This window comes from Stenotrophomonas sp. STK16_22, assembly GCF_051984505.1.
GTDB classification, from domain to species: domain Bacteria; phylum Pseudomonadota; class Gammaproteobacteria; order Xanthomonadales; family Xanthomonadaceae; genus Stenotrophomonas; species Stenotrophomonas maltophilia_A.
The window spans coordinates 838,004-857,020 of the sequence record NZ_CP196972.1 but is presented as its reverse complement, the minus strand read 5'-3'; the positions used below and the strand labels follow the sequence as shown (position 1 = coordinate 857,020).

Genomic DNA, 19,017 nt, shown 5'->3' with positions numbered 1-19,017 from the left:
CGGTTACGTCTCCAGCAGAACGAGGGAATGGATTGCGGGGTAGTGCCGGCCGCTGGCCGGCAGGGGCGCATCAGGGAAGGTGAGTTGCCGGCCAGCGGCAGGCACTACCGAAGCGTGAACTCAATCTCGCCGTCGCTGACGTCGGCCACGGCCTGGTAGTCGGCGTCGGCCTGGAAGTCATCCAGGCGCATGCGGCTGCCGCTGGCGACCACCGTTACCGGTACCGCGTGGAAGCGCAGCGGCTCGCCCTCGACCAGACGGTCGGCATCGCGGCCGGGGCTGACCACCCAGACCTTGCCTTCGCCGTCGGCGCTGTAGACCTGCGCCTGGCCATCGGGCTCCACGCACAGGGCGGTGTCCTCGTCGACGCCGATGCCGACGATGTCGGGGTCGCCACTGTCCTGCGCGGCGCGCGCCACGAACACGATCAGGCGGCCGAGCCGATCGCGCTTGTCGAAGTGGGTGTCGGTGACCACGCGCTGCAGGTAGGGCATCTGCAGGAAGCCACTGTCCATGGTCACCGCACTGCCCATCGGGTCGGCCAGCGCACCGGCGGAGGTGATGCTGCCGCCGTCCATCGCGCCGTAGGCGTAGCCACCGAGGATGGCCAGCCCGGCGCTGGTACCGGCAATCGGCTTGCCGGCGCGCACATGGGCATTGAGCGCGCGGTTGAGCGCGGTGCCCTTCCAGAAGCGGATGTAGCGCGACTGGTCACCACCGGCAATGAAGATGGCATCGGCCGCAGCCACCACGCGCAGCACGGCCGGATCGTCGGCGCCGCGGCGGCTGTCGAAGACCAGCGTCTGCACTGCGGTGGTCCCGCCAATCTCGCGATACAGGCGGTCCTGCAGTTCATCACTGCCAGAAGCGCGCAGGATCAGCACGCGGCCGTTGCCGGCCTGCTTCAGCCACCAGTGAAAGGCCTCCGGCACCCATTCGCCACCGCCCATCAGCATCATGGCCGGCGCGCGCGGGCCGGGCCGGGGTGCGTCGAGATCCCCGGCTTCGTAGTAGGCGAAGCCCGGGCCCTGCAGGTCCTGCGCAAGGGCGGCCAACGGCACGGCCAACACCAGCAGCGCCAGCCAGGCGAAGGGGGCACGCAGGGTGCAATGGAGGCGTCGCATCTTGATCTCCCTGAACAAAATCGACTTGCAAGCGTTTTCACTCTTTGCCAGATAGGGACCCAGTAGTCAAGGGCATGAAAAAGGCGTTAAATGCGCGCGCCCATTCCGGAAATCTGAATGGGGGACAGGGCCCCTCCTCTGCGGGCCGGCTTCATTTTCGAGAATTCCTCATGCGTAGAAAGGCGATGGCGTGGTCGATCCAGCTGGCGTTGATGGGCGTGGCTGCTTCCGCGGCGGCCCAGGCACCGGCTTCCTCTTCGGTTCAACAACTGGATGCGGTGCAGGTCACCGGTTCGCGCATTCCGCGCGCCCAGGTGGAAGGCCCCGCCCCGATCACGGTGATCAGCGCCGAGCAGATCCGCTCCAGCGGCTTCACCAGCGTGCCCGACGTGCTGCGCTCGATGACCCAGAACGGCGGTGAGACGCAGAGCCAGCAGTCGTCCAGCGGCGCCGACTTCTCGCCGGGCGCCCAGCAGGTGGACCTGCGCGGGCTGGGCCCGAATCACACGCTGGTGCTGGTCAATGGCCGCCGCATCGCCGACTTCCCGATGCCGTTCAAGGGCCGCAGCAACTTCACCGACGTCTCCAACATCCCGCTGGGCATGATCGAGCGCATCGAAGTGCTGACCGGCAGTGCCTCGGCCATCTACGGTTCGGACGCGATCGCCGGCGTGGTCAACTTCATCCTGAAGAAGAAGGCCGACGGCACCACCGTCGACATGCGCATGGGCACCACCAGCGAAGGCGGTGGCGAGTCGTTCGACATGAGCCTGGCCAGTGGCTTCAGCCGTGGCAACTTCAACGCCGTGTACAGCGTTGAACTGCAGTCGCAGACCCCGCTGTGGGCGTACGAGCGCGATATCCAGGATTCGACCCAGGACGGCCCCACCGAGGGCTCACGCATCGCACGCCGCGCTTACCTGCGCACGGACTACAACGACGACTACCTGGATCCGGGCGCGGCCACCTGCGAAGCGCTGGCCGGGCAGAACCAGGGCAGCACCTACCGCGCCTACCGCCCGCGCTACGGTTACTACTGCGGCAGCGACAGTTCGATCGGCTACGGCACCATCCTCAGCAAGCGCCGCGGCGCCAATGGCTACGCCTCGCTGAGCTACGACTTCGACAACGGCCAGCAGTGGTTCGCCGATGTGCAGCTGGGCTACCACACGATGTCGCTGATGCGCGACGTCACCAAGTGGGGCCGCATGGACGCCAACGGCGATGAGTCGGGCTATTTCAACAACCAGGCCACCGGCGAGATCGAGTTCTGGCAGCGCCAGTTCTCGCCCGAGGAGATGGGTGGCCTGCGCAATGCAATGGTGCGCAGCACGCAGAAGACCTTCAGCGTGACCACCGGCTTCAAGGGCAACCTGGCCGGCAACTGGGACTACGAAGCGGCCCTGAGCCATTCGCAGTACCAGTCGCGGATCAGCTGGGCACAGATCATCGCCGCCAAAGCCAATGACCTGTTCCTGGGCCCACAGCTGGGCGTGGACGACGACGGCTTCCCGATCTACAACGCCGACCCGTCGCGCCTGTACCGGCCGCTGACCCGCGCCGAGTACGATTCGATCGCGGCGCGCACCACCTACACCCCGAAGTCGCGCACCGAGACGGCTGCGTTCACGCTGACCAATTCCGCGCTGTTCGGCCTGCCGGGCGGTGATGCTGGCTTCGCCGCGACCGTGGAAGTGGGCCAGCAGGCGTACTCGCTCAATCCCGATCCGCTGGCGACCCAGTACTACTACTACAGCTGGAAGGATTCGGACGGCAACGGTTCGCGCAACCGCTGGGCGACCGCTGCGGAGCTGCGCATGCCGCTGCACGAGACGGTCAACCTGAGCGTGGCCGGCCGCTACGACCAGTACCGCTATTCCGGCCACACCATCGGCAAGGCGACCTGGAGCGGTGGCCTGGAATGGCGCCCGATCGACACCCTGCTGGTGCGTGGTTCGTACGGCACCGCGTTCCGTGCGCCGGACCTGCACTACGTGTTCGCCGGCCCGGGCAACGACGAGACTGACGTAGTGGATCTGTACGACTGTCGCGTCAATGGCACCGAATGCGACGAAGACGTCAGCATCATCCGCAGCCGCACCGGCAACCGCCAGCTCGACCCGGAAACCAGCACCTCGTGGAGTGCCGGCTTCGTCTGGTCGCCGGCAATCGGCCTGGACCTGTCGGTGGACTGGTTCGACATCGACATGCGCAAGCAGGTGCAGGACATGGACGTGCGCACGATCCTGGCCAGCGAAGCGAACTGCCGCCTCGGCAGTGCCGACATCAACTCGCCGACCTGCGTGGACGCGCTCGACCGCATCACCCGCACCAGTGATGGCCGCCTGTACGGCGTGCGTGTCGCCCCGATCAACGTCGCCCGCGAATCCACCTCCGGCATCGACATTGGCCTGCGCTACCGCCTGCAGACCGGCATCGGCGACTTCATCCTCAACGGCACCCACACCTGGGTGAAGAAGCACGATTTCCAGCGCTACCCCGGTGATCCGATCCAGGACCAGTTCGCGGTCAACAGCAACTTCGACATCCCGCGTACCAAGACCAGCCTGAGCGTGACCTGGGAGAAGGACGCGTGGTCGGCCACGGTCTATGGTTCGCGCCTGGGCAAGCTGCCGACCTCGGACAGCTACGACCAGGTATTCAAGTGGGACAGCGGTGACAGCCCGTACATCAAGGCAACCTACCGCTACAACGCGTCGCTGCAGTACCGCTTCGACGACCACTCGCGCCTGTCGCTGTCGGTGGTCAACGTGTTCAACAAGATGCCGCCGAAGGACGCCACGTACACCGCGTATCCGTACTACGACGTGTCCTGGTTCGACAGCGTCGGCCGCACCATCAACCTGCAGTACACCCACAAGTTCGGTGGCAGCGCGCTGTAAGGCACGCCGCATTGCAGAACGTGGACGACAAGGCCCGCCATTGGCGGGCCTTGTTGTTCATGCACACCGCACCCGGTAGATGCCCACCTTGGTGGGCATTCGTTGCCGCGCACTCGCCCTGGGTTTTCCACACCGCACGTGGAAAGCGATGGGGGTTTGGTGTGGACAAGTCCCTGCGAGCCACGCATTGCAATGGTTTCGAAGGGTGGCAATTTTTTGTCCAGACAGAATCCGGGTTTTCCACATGCGCCGTGGAAAGCGATGGGAACTAGGTGTGGACAAGTAAGTGGGAGTGTTGCCACGCAAGCGTTTCGAAGCATGGCGAAAATTTATCCACACTGCCCGGGCAATCCCTGTAGAACCGCCCCCATGCTCGGCTCCGGCTGGCATCAGCCGAGCATGGGCTCGGCCCTGCAGCGATACGCAGGGTTTTCCACACCGTGCGTGGAAAGCGGTGGGGGTTTGGTGTGGACAAGTACTTGCGAGCCCTGTGCCGCAGGCGCTTCAGAGCATGATCAATTTTTGTCCACGCATGCAACCGACGCCGGAAACGCGAACGCCCCGCACAAGGCGGGGCGTCCTGGGTCGATCCGCTGCTGCTGGATCAGACGTTGAAGCGGAAGTGCAGGATGTCGCCTTCCTGCACGCGGTATTCCTTGCCCTCCAGGCGCAGGCGACCGGCTTCCTTGGCGCCGGCTTCGCCCTTGTACTTGATGAAGTCGTCATACGCGATGGTTTCGGCGCGGATGAAGCCCTTCTCGAAGTCGGTGTGGATGACCGCGGCAGCCTGCGGGGCGGTGGCGCCCTTGCGCACGGTCCACGCGCGGACTTCCTTCACGCCGGCGGTGAAGTAGGTCTGCAGGCCGAGCAGGCTGTAGGCCGCGTTGATCACGCGGTTCAGGCCCGGCTCGCTCAGGCCCAGGTCGGCGAGGAAGGTATCGCGGTCTTCGTCGTCGAGCTGGGACAGCTCTTCTTCGATCGCGGCCGACACCGGCACCACCTGCGCGCCTTCAGCGGCGGCATGCGCGCGCACGGCTTCCAGGTGCGGGTTGTTGTCGAAACCGTCTTCCAGCACGTTGGCGATGTACATCACCGGCTTCAGGGTCAGCAGGAACAGATCGCGCACCAGCGCCTTCTCTTCCTCGTCCAGGCCCACCGAACGGCCGGACTTGCCGTCGGACAGCGCCGCCTGCAGCTTGGCCAGCACCGGCTTGCGCGCCGCGGCGTCCTTGTCGCCGCCCTTGGCCGCACGCTCGGCACGGTTCAGCGCCTTCTCGACGCTGTCCAGGTCGGCCAGCGCCAGCTCGGTATCGATGGTTTCGATGTCCGAGATCGGGTCGACCTTGTTGTTGACGTGGATGACATCGGCGTTCTCGAAGCAGCGCACCACGTGGGTGATCGCATCGACTTCGCGGATGTGCGCCAGGAACTTGTTGCCCAGGCCTTCACCGCTGGCGGCACCGGCCACCAGGCCGGCGATGTCGACGAACTCGACCGCGGTCGGGATGACCTTCTGCGGGTTGATGATCGCTGCCAGCTCGTTCAGGCGCGGATCCGGCACCGGCACGATGCCGACGTTCGGCTCGATGGTGCAGAACGGGAAGTTCGCTGCGGCGATACCCGCCTTGGTCAGCGCATTGAACAGGGTCGACTTGCCGACGTTGGGCAGGCCGACGATGCCGCATTTGATACCCATGGGTGACAGCTCTCTGGGGTGAAAGTGATTGGTGAAACAGCGCGCGCGCTGCTTGGCCAATCCATCTCGGTGTCGATCATTGTGTGCCAACCAAGGTTGGCACCTACCGAAAGCGGGCTATTTCGGGGTATGAAGCCGCTTCATCGCTTCGCTGAAGTCGCCCTGCACTGCCAGCGGCAGCACGTCGATGGCATCGTCGATGGCGCGCGAAATCAGTACGTCATCATCCTTGGAAGGGCGTCCCAGCACCCAACCCACCACGCGGTCCTTGTGGCCAGGATGGCCGATACCCACGCGCAGGCGATGGAACTTGCCGTGGCCGAGCAGGCGGATGGTGTCGCGCAGGCCGTTCTGGCCACCGTGGCCACCGTCGAACTTCAGCCGCGCCACGCCGGGCGCCAGGTCCAGTTCGTCGTGGGCCAGCAGGGTTTCTTCCGGCTCGATCTTCCAGAACCGCTGTGCGGCGGTGACCGACTTGCCGCTGAGGTTCATGAAGGTGGCGGGCTTGAGCAGCCACACCGTCTGCCCGGCGATCTCGACCTTGGCGGTCTCACCGAACAGCTTGCTGTCCACATTCCATCGTGCACCGGCTTTTTCCGCCAGGGCCTCAACGAAATGAAACCCGGCATTGTGCCGGGTCCGGGCGTGTTCCGATCCGGGGTTGCCCAGACCGACGATCAGTCGCAGTCCTGCCATGGTTCCTTCCAATACGGTGCCTGCCCGGAGGCAGGCACCGTAGCGGTATTACTCGGCGGCAGCCGCTTCTTCGTCAGCCGCGTCGGCCTTGCCGGCCTTAGCGGTGACGATGGCGTCGTCGTGGTCCTTGCCCAGCGCCAGGGCCGGGATTTCCACGCCCTTCGGCAGCTTGATGTCGGACAGGTACACCACGTCACCGGCCTTCAGCTCGCCCAGGTCGACTTCGATCGACTCCGGCAGGTCCTTCGGCAGGCAGGTGATGGTCACTTCCTTCAGTTCGTGGGTGACCACGACGTCGGCAGCCTTGCCGGCCGGCGAGGTGTCTTCGTTGACAAAGTGCAGCGGGACCGAAGCGGTCAGGGCTTCGTTCTCGTTCACGCGCTGGAAGTCCAGGTGCATGATCAGCTGCTTGTACGGGTGGCGCTGCATGTCACGCAGCAGGACCTTCTGCACCTGGCCATCCAGGTTCAGGTCCAGGATCGAGGCATAGAACCACTCGTTCTGCTGGGCCAGCCAGATTTCGTTGTGGTCCAGGCTGATGGCGACCGGCTCGGCGTTGCCGCCGTACACGATGGCCGGGATCACACCGGCGTGACGCAGGCGGCGGCTCGCACCCTTACGCTGCAGTTCACGCTTGGTGACCTTGATTTCATGGGTCTTCGACATTTTCGACTACTCAGGTTGTTGCCGCGCCCTGCGGCGTGGCGGTTGAAGATGCTTCCGCGACCAGAAGCATCCGGGTATGCCCCCGCCGTTGCCGGCAGGGGCGAAGAACTCAGTCGACGTACAGCGAGCTGACCGACTCGCCGAAGGCGATGCGGCGCATCGTTTCGGCCAGCATTTCCGCCACGCTCAGCTGGCGGATCTTGCTGCACACCCGCGCCGCGTCCTTCAGCGGGATGGTGTCGGTCACCACCAGCTCGTCGAGCTGGGAATTGGTGATGTTGTCCACCGCCGGGCCCGACAGCACCGCATGGGTGCAGTAGGCAGCGACCTTGAGCGCACCGCGCGCCTTCAGGGCAGCAGCAGCGGCGCACAGGGTGCCGGCGGTGTCGACGATGTCATCGACCATCACGCAGGTCTTGCCTTCGACGTCACCGATGATGTTCATCACGGTGGAGACGTTGGCGCGCGGGCGGCGCTTGTCGATGATCGCCAGGTCGGCGTCATCCAGGCGCTTGGCCACCGCACGGGCGCGGACCACGCCGCCCACGTCCGGCGAGACAACAATCAGGTTCTCGGTGCCGTAGGCGCGCCAGATGTCGGCCAGCAGCAGCGGGGACGCATACACGTTGTCCACCGGAATATCGAAGAAGCCCTGGATCTGGTCGGCGTGCAGGTCGACGGTCAGCACGCGATCAGCGCCAGCGGTGCTGAACATCTTCGCCGCCAGCTTGGCGGTGATCGGCACGCGCGAGGAACGCATGCGGCGATCCTGCCGCGAGTAACCGAAGTACGGCACCACGGCGGTCACGCTGGCCACCGATGCGCGCTTGAGCGCGTCGATCAGCACCAGCAGTTCCATCAGGTTTTCCGCGCTCGGCGCGCAGGTCGGCTGGATCACGAACACGTCCTGCTTGCGGACGTTCTCTTCGATCTCCACCTGCACTTCACCATCGGAGAAGTGCGAGACCAGCGCCTTGCCCGGGCGAACCCCCAGTTCCTTGCAGATGTTCTGCGCCAGACGTTTGTTGGCGTTGCCGGAAAAGACCAGCAGGTTCGGGGACTCTTGCATCATGATTGTCTCGGGCGGGGACGAGTGGCGGGGATCCGGAGTCGGCAAGGACCCCGATGGACCCTTGCTGCTGACAACACCGCGGTTGTTTCCACGTCCCGCGCGGGCGATGCGCTGGAAGGCGCGGACACAGCCGCTATTGGCAGGGGCGGTAGGATTCGAACCTACGAATGCCAGGATCAAAACCTGGTGCCTTGGGCCTCTTGGCGACGCCCCTGCATTGATAAATCAGTGTTGCTCGAGTGCATCCAGCAGTGGCGAACGCGCAACGCCCGCTGCCACCCTTGCCCGCAACTCCTTCGGCAACTTCGACCGTCCCTGCTCTGCGGCAGACTGCGATGCGAACTCGACGAAACAACCACTTCCCGAACCGGTCAGCCGCGCCGTGCCGATATCGCTCAACGCGGCGAACGCTGCCTCGACGGCAGGCTCACGGCGGCGCAGCACCGGTTCGAACGCGTTCCCGACCAGGGTTCCGGAAGCGAAGTCCTCTATTTTCGCCACTGGGCTGTCGCGCGTCAAATCCGGGTCTGCGAACAGGGCCGGGGTGGGAACATGAACGCCCGGTTCAACCACCACATACCAGGCCGGTTCCAGCGCGATCGGCTGCAGGCGCTCGCCCACCCCTTCGGCCCAGGCATTGCGCCCGCGCACGAACACCGGCACGTCCGCCCCCAGGCGCAGGCCCAGCGCGGCAAGCGCGTCCTCGTCCAGACCGGCCCGCCACAGGCGGTTCAGCACCACCAGCACGGTGGCGGCATCGGACGAACCGCCGCCGAAGCCACCACCGGCAGATACATGCTTTTCAACGACGATGTCAGCACCTTGCGCGACATTTGCCACTTCTTTGAGCAATCGCGCGGCACGCACCGCCAGATCATCGGCCTCGGCCACGCCAGCCAGCCCCTCGCCCTGCCGGCGCACCTGGCCGTCTTCACGCAGGCGCAGGCCGATGCGGTCGCCCCAGTCCAGCAGCCGGAACACGGTCTGCAGCTCGTGATAACCGTCGGCGCGGCGGCCGGTGATGTGCAGGAACAGGTTCAGCTTGGCCGGGGCCGGCCACCAGGACCAGCCCGCGTCGTCGACTGCCCCGCTCATGGCGCGCCCTGCCCCCACTGGTCCACCAGCAGGCGTACCTTGGCGTCGCCATTGCTGGCTTCGATCCGGCGCGGCAACGCCTGGTGCCCGGCCTCGGCCGGGTACCAGTCCAGGTACTGCACCTGCCAGCCCATCTGCTGCATGCGACGCGGCCGGCCTTCACCGTCGCGCTCGACCTTTTCCGGGCCAGCGGCGTCGCCGACCACCAGGCCACGGATCCACTCCGGCAGCTGGTTGACCGGAATGTCCCAGCCGGTCGCCTCCAGCAGCAGCTGCTGGGCGTCCTCGCCATCGCGCGGACCGCCGGCCAGCCCTTCCAGGCGGCCAGCTTCGGAATGGGTATCGCCGGTCAGCTTCCAGCTCTGCCGGGTCACCGGCGCGCTCAGCTCGACCACATAACGGCGCCCTTCCTGCTTCCAGTCGATGCGACCGCTGCCACCGTCCTTGCCCTTGCTGACCGCGACCCGGCCCTGGAAGGCCCAGTCCGGCTGTGCCTGCAGCGCGGCCACGCGTGCGGCCTCGGCCTGCGCCGCTTCGGCCGAAACGATCTCGACCACCGCCGGCGCCGGGATCTTCTGCGTGCCCACGCTGGTGCAGGCGCTGACCGCCAGGGTCGCGGCCGCCAACAGCAGCGGCCGGATCAGGGAAACACTCATGGATTGAATTTCTCGCGGGCGCGCAGCAGCGCGCGGTTTTCAGGGTCGAGCCTGGCCGCTTCCTCGAAGAAATGACGGGCCTCATCGTGCTTGCCCAGCACCCATAGCACTTCGCCAACGTGCGAAGCGATCTCCGGGTCCTTGGCCAGGGTCCAGGCCCGGCGCAGCTGCACCAGTGCCTCTTCCTTGCGGCCCAGGCGATACAGCACCCAGCCGTAGCTGTCGACGATGGCGGCGTTGTCCGGTTCGGCCACGCGGGCGCGGTCGATCAGCTCCAGTGCTTCCTGCAGGCGGCCGGTGCGATCGGCCAGGGTGTAACCCAGCGCGTTCAAAGCCGGCACGTTCTCCGGCTCGGTCACCAGGATCTTGCGCAGATCCGCCTCGGCGCGCGGGATGTCGTCGCGGCGTTCCCAGGTGAGCGCACGGGCGTACAGCAGGCCGTTGTCATCCGGGTAAGCGGCCAGGCCGCGGGCCAGCGCATCCAGTTCACCGGCGCTGTCGTCGGCGCGCTGGCGCAGTTCGGCTTCCAGCAGGTAGGCGTCGCGGCGCACATCGTCGTCGACCACAGCATCGGACTGGATCGCATGCACTTCTTCCAGCGCCAGCGGCAGGCGCCCGGCCAGGGCCTGGGCATTGGCTGCGCGCAGGCGCGCTTCGCTCAGCTCATCGCCACCGGGCACGCTGTGGTACCACTGCACCGCCTCGGGATAACGCTTCAGGTACTCGGCGATCTTGCCCAGCAGCAGGCGCTGCGCCGGGTCCGGCTTGGCCGCCTGCCGCGACAGTTCGTTGTAGAGATTGGAAAGCGCGGCCTTGTCGCCCTGCTTGGCCAGCAGCGAGGCGCGCATGCCCCAGGTCTGCACGTCCTGCGGGCCGAACGCCAGCACGCGCTCGGCGGCGGACGGCTGGCCGAGACTGTCATAGGCAATGGCCACCGCATTGCGCAGCTCCGGGTCCTGGCGGGTCTTCGGCTCCACATCGTGCAGCAGCGACAACGCCTTGCCGGTCTCGCCCGCCTGTTGCAGCTGGCTGGCACGCAGCAGCGCCACACGTGGCTCTTCCGGGAAGCGCTTGACCACTTCATCGATCATGCGCCGGGCCAGCTCGGGCTTTTCCATGCGCAGGGCAAGGCGGCCAAACTCCTGCCAGGCTTCGATCTTCGGCGGAATGGCATTGGCGTCGACCAGCTCACCCAGCACCTGCGCGGGCACCGCCGGATCACGGCCGCCACCGATCAGTGCGGCCAGGGCGAACTTCCAGCCGCGCTCGTCGGGGTCGGCCAGCAGGCCCTGCAGTTCGGTGCGGGCCGCCTTCACATCGCCCTGGCGCATGGCCAGTGCACCGGCCGCACTGCGCATGGTCAACGAACGCGGGGCGCGCTGCTGCCACAGGGCCAGGCCCTTGGCGGCGCTGGCATCATCGTTGGCGAGCATGGAAATGCGGGTCGCGCGCTCGGCCAGGCCGGCGTCGCCGTCGGTCTGCTGGGCCGCCTGCAGGTACCAGCGCGCGGCCTCGGCCAGCTTGCCGGCCTGCAGGGCGAACTCACCGGCCATCACCGGTTCCAGCGCCAGTTCCTCAGTGGCCGCAGCCCGCACGGGGGCCTTGGCCGGCACCGCCGCCAGGGCCTGGCTGCAGGCCAGGGACAGCAGCAGAACACTGGGGATGCGAATCAATGCGGGCATCGTCGGCATCGGGGCCTTAAAATGTCGTCCAATGGCCAGCAGCTTATCGCAAGCAACTGAACAATGACCCTGTGGGTGCTCGGACTGAATCACCAGACCGCACCGGTGGAGCTGCGCGAGCGCGCGGCCTTCGCCGGTGAGGCGTTGCCGCGCGCGCTCGGTTCGCTGCGCGATACTCCGCAGATCGCCGAGGCGGTGCTGCTGTCCACCTGCAACCGCACCGAGCTGTACGCCGTGGCCGATTCGGCACAGGCGCTGGACCAGTGGCTGCACACCCAGGCCGGCGACCTGCAGGGCTACCTGTACCAGCACGCTGACGCCGAGGCCGTGCGCCACCTGTTCCGGGTCGCCACCGGGCTGGACTCGATGGTGCTGGGTGAACCGCAGATCCTCGGCCAGGTGAAGGATGCCTGGTCGACCGCGCGCGACCATGGCCTGCTCGGCCAACGCCTGGACCGCCTGTTCCAGCAGACCTTCTCGGTGGCCAAGCGTGCGCGCACCGATACCCAGGTCGGCGCCAACCCGGTATCGGTGGCGTCGGCTGCGGTGCGCCTGGCGCAGAACGCGTTCGCGCGGCTGGACGATTCCACCGTACTGCTGGTCGGTGCCGGCGAGACCATCGAACTGGCTGCACGGCACCTGAGCGAAGGCAAGGTACGCCGGCTGCTGATCGCCAACCGCACCCTCGCCCACGCGCAGGAACTGGCCAGCCGACATGGTGGCGTGGCGCTGCCGCTGACCGAACTGGACCGCCACCTGGGTGAGGCCGACGTGGTGTTCTCGGCCACCGCTGCGCGCGAACCGGTGATCCATCGCGAAATGGTGGCCAAGGCCCTGCGCGCGCGCCGGCACAAGCCGATGCTGCTGTTCGACCTGGCCGTACCGCGCGACATCGAGGCCGAGGTCGGCACGCTCAACGACGCCTTCCTCTACACCGTGGACGATCTCGAACGCGCGGTGGAAGACAACCGCCGTGGTCGCCGCGAAGCGGCCGCCGAGGCCGAAGCGATCATCGACCTTCAGGTGTCGCGCTTCGTCGAGACCCAGCAGGCCAGTGCCCACCAGGCGCCGCTGCGACAGCTGCGCGCGTTCGGCGAAGCCACCCGTGCCGAGCTGCTGGAGCGCGCACGCCAGCAACTGGCCAACGGCAAGCCGGCCGACGAAGTGCTGGAGCTGCTTGCCCACGGCCTGACCAACCGCCTGCTGCATCCGCCGACCGCCGCCCTGCGTGCGGCCGCGCTGAGTGGCGATGCCGACCTGACCCGCGCCGCCGAGCGCCTGTTCCCGGCCACGCCGGGTTACCGCCACCCACCCGTGAGACCCGATGACGCCGACCCTGCGCCGTAAGCTGGAAGCGCTGGCCGAGCGCCGCGAAGAACTGGAACGCCTGCTCGCCGAACCCGATGTGGTCGCCGACAACACTCGTTTCCGCGACCTTTCGCGCGAATTCGCCCAACTTGAACCGATCGCCATCGCCCTGGCCGATGAAGCCCGTGCCAAGGCCGATCTGGCCGCCGCCGAAGGCATGCGCGCCGACCCGGACCTGCGCGAGCTGGCCGATGAGGAAATCGCTGCTGCACAGGCGCGCCTGCAGGAACTGGAGCAGGAGCTGGCGCTGCTGCTGGTGCCGCGCGACCCGCGTGACGAAGGCAACCTGTTCCTGGAAGTGCGCGCCGGTACCGGCGGCGACGAGGCCGCGATCTTTGCTGGCGACCTGTTCCGCATGTACGCCCGCTACGCCGAGCGCCAGGGCTGGAAGGTCGAGATCGAATCGGACAGCCCGGGCGAGCATGGCGGCTTCAAGGAAGTGGTGGCGCGCGTGGTCGGGCGTGGCGCGTTCTCGCGCCTGAAGTTCGAATCGGGCACGCACCGCGTGCAGCGCGTGCCGGCCACCGAATCGCAGGGCCGCATCCATACCTCGGCGGCCACCGTGGCGATCATTCCCGAGGCCGATGAGGTTGATGACATCGTCATCAACCCGGCCGACCTGAAGGTGGATACGTTTCGTTCGTCCGGTGCCGGCGGCCAGCACGTCAACAAGACCGAATCGGCCATCCGCATCACCCACGTGCCGACCGGCGTGGTGGTGGAATGCCAGACCGAGCGCAGCCAGCACGCCAACCGCGACAAGGCGATGAAGCGCCTGAAGGCACAGCTGCTCGATGCCGAGCGCCAGCGCCAGGACGCGGCGCAGGCCGAGTCGCGGCGCCTGCAGGTGGGCAGCGGTGACCGCAGCCAACGCATCCGCACCTACAACTTCCCGCAGGGCCGGATCACCGACCACCGCGTGGAAGGCCTGACCCTGTACGACCTGCCCAACGTGCTGGCCGGCGACCTCGACCCGCTGCTGCAGCGGCTCAGCCACGAGCACCAGGTCGACGCCCTGGCCCAGTTGTCGGCGGGCTGAGTCGCATGTCGGCCTGGCAGCAGCGGCAGCACCTGCAACAGGCGATTGCACGCCAGCCGGGCGACTTCGTCGCCTGGGTGATGCTGGCGGACCTGGAACTGGAAGCCGGCGACATAGCCGCCGGCGAGCAGGCCGCGCGCCGTGCACTGCAGCTGCGCCCGAACCACCCTGAAGCGCTGGCGCGGCTGGGCCGCGTGGCCTGGATGGCCGGCGCGCATGCCGATGCGGCGAAACTGCTCGGCCAGGCCTCGGCGTTGGCCCCGCAGCACCCGGGCATTGCCCTGTGGCTGGGCCATGCGCTGGAAGATGCCGATGATGCCGAAGGCGCGGCGGCAGCCTATCGCCGTGCGCATGCACTGATGCCGGGCGAACCCTATATCGCCGCCCAGCGCCTGGCCTGGCAGCGTCGCCTGTGCGACTGGCAGGACGTGGACGTGCTGGCGGCACAGGTACGTGGTGCACTTGCCTCTGGGCAGGGCGTGGTCGAACCGTTCGCGTTCCTCAGCGAAGATGCCAGCGCAGCCGAGCAGTTGGCCTGCGCGCGTGCCCGTGCATCCGCCGTTGCCGCTTCTGTGCGGCCGTTGCCGCCAGTGAAGGTGCGTTCCCAGGGCCCGCTGCGGGTCGGCTTCCTTTCCAATGGTTTCGGCGCCCATCCCACCGGATTGTTGACCGTGGCCCTGTTCGAGCAGTTGCGTCATGACCCGGCGTTGCAGCTGCACCTGTTCGCGTTGAACCACGATGACGGCAGCCGCATCCGCCAGCGCCTGCAGGTGGCCACGCAGCTGCATGATGTGGCCGCGCTGCGCCATGCAGACACTGCTGCACGCATCCGCGCACAGGGCATCGACCTGCTGTTCGACCTGCGCGGCTGGGGCGGCGGCGGTACGCCGGAAGTGCTGGCGATGCGCCCTGCCCCGCTGCAGTTGAACTGGCTGGCCTATCCCGGCACGTCCGGTGCGCCGTGGATGGATGCGGTGATCGGCGACAGCTTCGTTCTGCCGCCGTCACTGGAACCCCACTACAGCGAGCGCGTACTGCGCCTGCCGCGTGCGTTCCAGCCCTCGGACAACACCCGCTTGCTGGAACTGGCACCGTCCCGGGCCGAGTGCGGCCTGCCCGAACAGGGCGTGGTGTTCTGCTGCTTCAACAACAGCTACAAGCTCAATCCACGCAGCATGGGCCGCGCCTTCGCGGTGCTGCAGGCGGTGCCCGGCAGCGTGCTGTGGCTGCTGTCCGGTCCCGGCCAGGCCGACGCGCGCCTGCGCAGCGCCGCACAGGCCGCTGGCCTGGATCCGGCACGCCTGGTGTTCATGGCCAAGCTGCCACATCCGCAGTACCTGGCTCGCTATCCGCTGGCCGACCTGTTCCTCGACACGCATCCGTACAACGCGCACACCACCGCGTCCGACGCACTATGGGCCGGCTGCCCGGTGCTGACCTGCCCCGGCGACACCTTCGCCGCGCGCGTGGCCGGCAGCCTCAATCACCATCTGGGGCTGGCACGGATGAATGTCGCCGACGATGCGGCATTCATCGCCACCGCCAGCGCGCTGGGCAACGACCCGGCAGCACTGGCAGCGTTGCACGCCGAGCTGGCGCAGGCACGCGAGCGCAGTGGATTGTTCGACATGGCCAGCTTCGCCCGCGACCTGTCGGCGCTGCTGCAGCGACTGGCCGGCGAGCATGGCTGGCAGGGCCTCGACATCGCCTGAGCGATCCCTGCGCTACGCTCGGGCTCCCTCCCCGCGTGGTGTGATGATGGCCAAGCTCAAGCGCAAGGACTACGACGAACTGCTGCTGCCGCTGCAGCTGGAACTGACCGCGATGGCGCGCTGGGTGCAGCACAGCGGGCAACGCCTGCTGGTGCTGTTCGAAGGCCGTGATACCGCAGGCAAAGGCGGCGCGATCCAGGCCATCAGCCAGCACCTCAACCCGCGTCAATGCCGGGTGGTGGCACTGCCCAGGCCCACCGACCGCGAAGCCACCCAGTGGTATTTCCAGCGCTATGCCTCGCATCTTCCGGCCGCCGGCGAGATCGTGCTGATGGACCGCAGCTGGTACAACCGTGCCGGCGTGGAGCGGGTGATGGGCTACTGCAGCGAAACCGAGTACCAGCAGTTCCTGCATCAGGCGCCGGTATTCGAGCAACTGCTGGTGGACGACGGCATCCTGCTGTTCAAGTACTGGCTGTGCGTGGATCAGGAACAGCAGGAAAAACGCTTCGCCGAGCGCCACCTCGATCCGCTGAAGGGCTGGAAGCTCTCCCCGGTGGACCTGAAATCCCGCAGCAAGTACAGCGCCTACACCGAGGCCCGCGAGGCGATGCTGCGCGCGACGCATCGCGAGGCGGCGCCGTGGACGCTGGTGGATTTCAACGACCAGCGGTTGGGTCGGCTGACGCTGGTGCGCAACCTGCTGGACCGGTTGCCGGACACGCGGGTGGATGCACCGTTGCCGGAGCTGCCGAAGCTGAAGGGCAAGCTGCATCGCGAGCACTATGATGTGCTGAAGCCGATCGAGGACTTCCCGGTCGAGGATTAGGGTGGGTCGGCAGGGCCTGCGGCCCTGCACCTGCAGAGGCAACGACAACAGCCGGCTCTGGGAGTTTTGCTTGTTGGCTGGGGTGGTGTGGGTTGGCAGGACACGCCGTAAACCCATCCATGGGGGCTCGATGGCGCCATCCATGGCGCCAACGGTCCTGCCAACCCACACCGCCCCATTCCCGACGGATTTCCGGTGACGGAGGTAGATCCACGCCATGCGTGGATGAATCTCCATTGAAATCGATTATTTCGACAATTGAACGAAGAGCATCCACGCATGGCGTGGATCTACGTGTCGACCAAGGTCGACACCCACCAAGAGCAGGCCATGCATTCCGACAGATCGCGGAGAACTGTCGAAGGCGGGGTGGGTCCGGTGGCGGGGGCGTGAGCCGCATGGATGCGGCGACCGAGCTTACATGGACGTACTTGCAGCGCCCCCCGCCACCGGACCCACCCCGCCTACCCACAGGAAACCCCGCTTGGGCTGTTGCTTTTGCTGTTGCTGGGGTTGCCGGCCAGCGGCCGGCACTACCGCGGGTGCAGGGCCGCAGGCCCTGCCGCCCAACCCCATTACTTGGCAGCAGCGATCTGCTTTTCGATGTCGGCGGCCGTCACCGGGCCGAGGAAGGTGTGCGCCAGCTTGCCCTGCGGATCCAGCAGATGCGTCAACGGCAGGCCTCGCGGCGTGGCGAAGTCCGCCGGCGGATCGAACGGGTCCACGATCACGATCGGATAGGTCACCGGATGCTTGGTCAGGAACGACTGCATCTCCGGCACCTCAATATCCTCATAGGCCAGGCCAACCACCTCGATGTTGCTGCGCATCGCATGCAGCGCCGACAGCTCCGGCATCTCCTTGCGGCACGGGGCACACCAGGTCGCCCAGAAATTCACGATCACCCACTTGCCGCGGTGCGCCGCCAGGTCGTAGTCGCTGCCATCCACCGCCTTCATCCTCAGCGTGGGGAACTCGGCAGTGGTGCGCTCGGCCGGGGTCTCTTCGACCGGTGCCGGTGTGGTCGGCGTCGGAGCCTGTGCCGGCGGCTGGCTGCTGGCGGGGGTCGGCTCCTGCGCCGGCTTGCAGGCCGACAGCGCCAGCAGCAGGGCCAGCGGAAGCAGCAGCAACGGGGTCTTGCGGGTCATGGCATGTCTCCGGAATCGGTGTAGATATCGCTGACCTTGCGCTTGAGGCGTTCGCGCAGGGGCAGCCGCAGATCGTCCAGTGCCGCCAGCGCAGCACGGCCCAGTGTGTCGTCGCGGTATGGCAGATGCTGCTCGGCTACCGGAATGCGCAACTGGGTACATTCGTACAGATCGGCCAAGCTGACCTGGTCCAGGTCGCGCGAGAGCAGCCATTCGCCACGTTCATCGCGGCGCAGCAGGCCGATCTCCTGCAGGTTACAGGCCAGGTCCTGCAGCAGCGAATCGGTCAGCATCGGCTCCAGCCGCAGGATTTCATCATCGGCCAGGCCCTTGCCCTTGGCTCGGGCATGGTGGAAGCGGCCGAGCAGGCGCAGCAGGCCATAGAACTCGTAGCCCTGCGGCAGGCGCAGTTCCACCGGCTGGTAGCGGAAGGCGGCCATCGACGAGGACAGCGACGCGCCCAGCAGCACCGCCACCCAGCATAGGTAGATCCACAGCAGCAGGATCGGCACGAAGGCGACCGTGCCGTAGAGCTTCTGGTAGGACTGGAAGCTGCCCAGGTAGGCGCCGATGCCCCATTTCACCAGTTCCAGGATGACCGCCGCGAGAATCGCGCCGGGCACCGCGTGCCGCCATTTCACGGTGTGGTGCGGCACCACCCGGAACATCAGCGTGATGCAGACGAACTCGATCAGGATCGGCGCCAGCCGCAGCGCGAACTCGGCCAGCCAGCGGCCCTCCTGGGTGCCGAACAGTGGCATCGCGAACACCCGCGCCGACACCGCCAGCGAAGCGGCAGCGAGCATTGCGCCCAGGGTCAGCACGGTCCAGTAGACCAGGAAGCGGGTCAGCTTGGGCCGGGTCGAGCCGACCCGCCAGATCTGGTTGAAGGTCTCTTCAACGCTGTTGAGGGTGATCAGCAACGAGACCACCAGTGCGATGAAGCCGGCAGCCGTGAGCTGCCCGGCACTGGCCGAGAACTGCCGCAGGTAGCCTTCGGCCGCACGCGCGGCGTTGGGCACGAAGTTGGAGAAGACGTAATCGCTGAGCTGGTCGCTCCAGCGGTCGAAGACAGGGAAGGCCGAGAGCACGCCGAACACCACGATGGCCAGCGGCACCAGCGCGAACACCGTGGTGTACGCGAGCGCCGCCGCCGCCTGGAACAGGCGGTCGTCGAGGAAGCGATGCCACAGGAAGCGGCCGAAACTGATGGCCCGTGCGCGATCCCGCGCGCGCTCCATCCACAGGTTGAGCGTATCCAAAGGTTCCATCGGCGAAAGGGTACCCGATGCGGAATGCTCGCAGGATAGCCATACTGGTGGCCACACGAC

At 66.9% G+C, this 19,017-nt stretch carries 15 protein-coding genes and 1 tRNA gene; 5 read left to right on the top strand and 11 right to left on the bottom strand.

Annotation, left to right across the window (positions count from 1 at the left end; translation table 11 throughout):
• Positions 1-104 precede the first annotated feature (104 nt).
• Positions 105-1,124, bottom strand: a complete 1,020-nt coding sequence (locus ACSYAO_RS03840; RefSeq protein ID WP_049462704.1) for a cyanophycinase — start codon at positions 1,122-1,124, stop codon at positions 105-107.
• Between the two features lie 170 nt (positions 1,125-1,294).
• Here ACSYAO_RS03840 and ACSYAO_RS03835 point away from each other — a divergent pair, with 170 nt between their 5' ends.
• A complete protein-coding gene (locus ACSYAO_RS03835; protein WP_049462701.1) occupies positions 1,295-4,027 on the top strand; it encodes a TonB-dependent receptor plug domain-containing protein in 2,733 nt (910 codons plus the stop codon).
• Positions 4,028-4,631: 604 nt separating this feature from the next.
• Here the strand turns inward: ACSYAO_RS03835 and ychF are convergent.
• The 8 genes from ychF to ACSYAO_RS03795 form a co-directional block, all read right to left on the bottom strand.
• On the bottom strand, positions 4,632-5,723 hold the full coding sequence (gene ychF, locus ACSYAO_RS03830; protein ID WP_049462700.1) for a redox-regulated ATPase YchF: 1,092 nt from the start codon (positions 5,721-5,723) through the stop codon (positions 4,632-4,634).
• Between the two features lie 117 nt (positions 5,724-5,840).
• A complete protein-coding gene (gene pth, locus ACSYAO_RS03825) occupies positions 5,841-6,419 on the bottom strand; it encodes an aminoacyl-tRNA hydrolase (protein ID WP_014036086.1) in 579 nt (192 codons plus the stop codon).
• 48 nt (positions 6,420-6,467) lie between these two features.
• Positions 6,468-7,085 carry a 50S ribosomal protein L25/general stress protein Ctc gene (locus ACSYAO_RS03820; RefSeq protein WP_005415401.1) on the bottom strand — a complete coding sequence of 206 codons (618 nt, stop codon included), beginning with the start codon at positions 7,083-7,085 and terminating at the stop codon, positions 6,468-6,470.
• 109 nt (positions 7,086-7,194) lie between these two features.
• Positions 7,195-8,154, bottom strand: coding sequence for a ribose-phosphate diphosphokinase (locus ACSYAO_RS03815; protein WP_005415400.1), 960 nt, complete (start codon positions 8,152-8,154; stop codon positions 7,195-7,197).
• Between the two features lie 140 nt (positions 8,155-8,294).
• Positions 8,295-8,371 (bottom strand) — tRNA-Gln (locus tag ACSYAO_RS03810).
• 11 nt (positions 8,372-8,382) lie between these two features.
• Positions 8,383-9,252 carry a 4-(cytidine 5'-diphospho)-2-C-methyl-D-erythritol kinase gene (gene ispE / locus ACSYAO_RS03805; RefSeq protein ID WP_049462699.1) on the bottom strand — a complete coding sequence of 290 codons (870 nt, stop codon included), beginning with the start codon at positions 9,250-9,252 and terminating at the stop codon, positions 8,383-8,385.
• Complete coding sequence (lolB, locus tag ACSYAO_RS03800) at positions 9,249-9,908, bottom strand: lipoprotein insertase outer membrane protein LolB (protein WP_049462698.1); 660 nt, start codon at positions 9,906-9,908, stop codon at positions 9,249-9,251. Before lolB ends, ispE begins: the two co-directional genes overlap by 4 nt.
• A complete protein-coding gene (locus ACSYAO_RS03795; RefSeq protein ID WP_177179528.1) occupies positions 9,905-11,590 on the bottom strand; it encodes a tetratricopeptide repeat protein in 1,686 nt (561 codons plus the stop codon). Before ACSYAO_RS03795 ends, lolB begins: the two co-directional genes overlap by 4 nt.
• Positions 11,591-11,653: 63 nt before the next feature.
• On the opposite strand from ACSYAO_RS03795, the gene hemA reads away from it, so the two are divergent.
• Genes hemA through ppk2 form a run of 4 tightly spaced genes read left to right on the top strand, consistent with a single transcriptional unit; the run spans position 11,654 to position 16,538 of the window.
• Positions 11,654-12,937, top strand: coding sequence for a glutamyl-tRNA reductase (gene hemA / locus ACSYAO_RS03790; RefSeq protein ID WP_010481752.1), 1,284 nt, complete (start codon positions 11,654-11,656; stop codon positions 12,935-12,937).
• Positions 12,915-13,997 (top strand): peptide chain release factor 1, encoded by a 1,083-nt coding sequence (gene prfA, locus ACSYAO_RS03785; RefSeq protein ID WP_049462696.1) that lies wholly within the window; start codon positions 12,915-12,917, stop codon positions 13,995-13,997. The genes hemA and prfA overlap by 23 nt, the downstream gene beginning before the upstream one ends.
• A gap of 5 nt (positions 13,998-14,002) precedes the next feature.
• The gene (locus ACSYAO_RS03780) at positions 14,003-15,709 is read left to right on the top strand and encodes an O-linked N-acetylglucosamine transferase, SPINDLY family protein (RefSeq protein ID WP_049462695.1); all 1,707 of its coding nucleotides are present in this window, start codon (positions 14,003-14,005) and stop codon (positions 15,707-15,709) included.
• Between the two features lie 46 nt (positions 15,710-15,755).
• Positions 15,756-16,538 carry a polyphosphate kinase 2 gene (ppk2, locus tag ACSYAO_RS03775; RefSeq protein WP_049462703.1) on the top strand — a complete coding sequence of 261 codons (783 nt, stop codon included), beginning with the start codon at positions 15,756-15,758 and terminating at the stop codon, positions 16,536-16,538.
• A 575-nt stretch (positions 16,539-17,113) separates the two neighbouring features.
• Here ppk2 and ACSYAO_RS03770 read toward each other — a convergent pair.
• Positions 17,114-17,686 carry a TlpA family protein disulfide reductase gene (locus ACSYAO_RS03770; protein WP_049463525.1) on the bottom strand — a complete coding sequence of 191 codons (573 nt, stop codon included), beginning with the start codon at positions 17,684-17,686 and terminating at the stop codon, positions 17,114-17,116.
• Positions 17,683-18,957, bottom strand: coding sequence for a YihY family inner membrane protein (locus tag ACSYAO_RS03765; protein WP_032130426.1), 1,275 nt, complete (start codon positions 18,955-18,957; stop codon positions 17,683-17,685). Before ACSYAO_RS03765 ends, ACSYAO_RS03770 begins: the two co-directional genes overlap by 4 nt.
• Positions 18,958-19,017 lie beyond the last annotated feature (60 nt).

Coding starts and splice junctions, on each gene's coding strand:
- ACSYAO_RS03765 (WP_032130426.1), bottom strand. CDS start 18,957: ATGGAACCTTTGGATACGCTCAACCTGTGGATGGAGCGCGCGCGGGAT.
- prfA (WP_049462696.1), top strand. CDS start 12,915: ATGACGCCGACCCTGCGCCGTAAGCTGGAAGCGCTGGCCGAGCGCCGC.
- ACSYAO_RS03835 (WP_049462701.1), top strand. CDS start 1,295: ATGCGTAGAAAGGCGATGGCGTGGTCGATCCAGCTGGCGTTGATGGGC.
- ychF (WP_049462700.1), bottom strand. CDS start 5,723: ATGGGTATCAAATGCGGCATCGTCGGCCTGCCCAACGTCGGCAAGTCG.
- ACSYAO_RS03840 (WP_049462704.1), bottom strand. CDS start 1,124: ATGCGACGCCTCCATTGCACCCTGCGTGCCCCCTTCGCCTGGCTGGCG.
- ACSYAO_RS03780 (WP_049462695.1), top strand. CDS start 14,003: ATGTCGGCCTGGCAGCAGCGGCAGCACCTGCAACAGGCGATTGCACGC.
- hemA (WP_010481752.1), top strand. CDS start 11,654: ATGACCCTGTGGGTGCTCGGACTGAATCACCAGACCGCACCGGTGGAG.
- pth (WP_014036086.1), bottom strand. CDS start 6,419: ATGGCAGGACTGCGACTGATCGTCGGTCTGGGCAACCCCGGATCGGAA.
- ACSYAO_RS03795 (WP_177179528.1), bottom strand. CDS start 11,590: ATGCCCGCATTGATTCGCATCCCCAGTGTTCTGCTGCTGTCCCTGGCC.
- ppk2 (WP_049462703.1), top strand. CDS start 15,756: ATGGCCAAGCTCAAGCGCAAGGACTACGACGAACTGCTGCTGCCGCTG.
- ACSYAO_RS03815 (WP_005415400.1), bottom strand. CDS start 8,154: ATGCAAGAGTCCCCGAACCTGCTGGTCTTTTCCGGCAACGCCAACAAA.
- ACSYAO_RS03820 (WP_005415401.1), bottom strand. CDS start 7,085: ATGTCGAAGACCCATGAAATCAAGGTCACCAAGCGTGAACTGCAGCGT.
- ACSYAO_RS03770 (WP_049463525.1), bottom strand. CDS start 17,686: ATGACCCGCAAGACCCCGTTGCTGCTGCTTCCGCTGGCCCTGCTGCTG.
- lolB (WP_049462698.1), bottom strand. CDS start 9,908: ATGAGTGTTTCCCTGATCCGGCCGCTGCTGTTGGCGGCCGCGACCCTG.
- ispE (WP_049462699.1), bottom strand. CDS start 9,252: ATGAGCGGGGCAGTCGACGACGCGGGCTGGTCCTGGTGGCCGGCCCCG.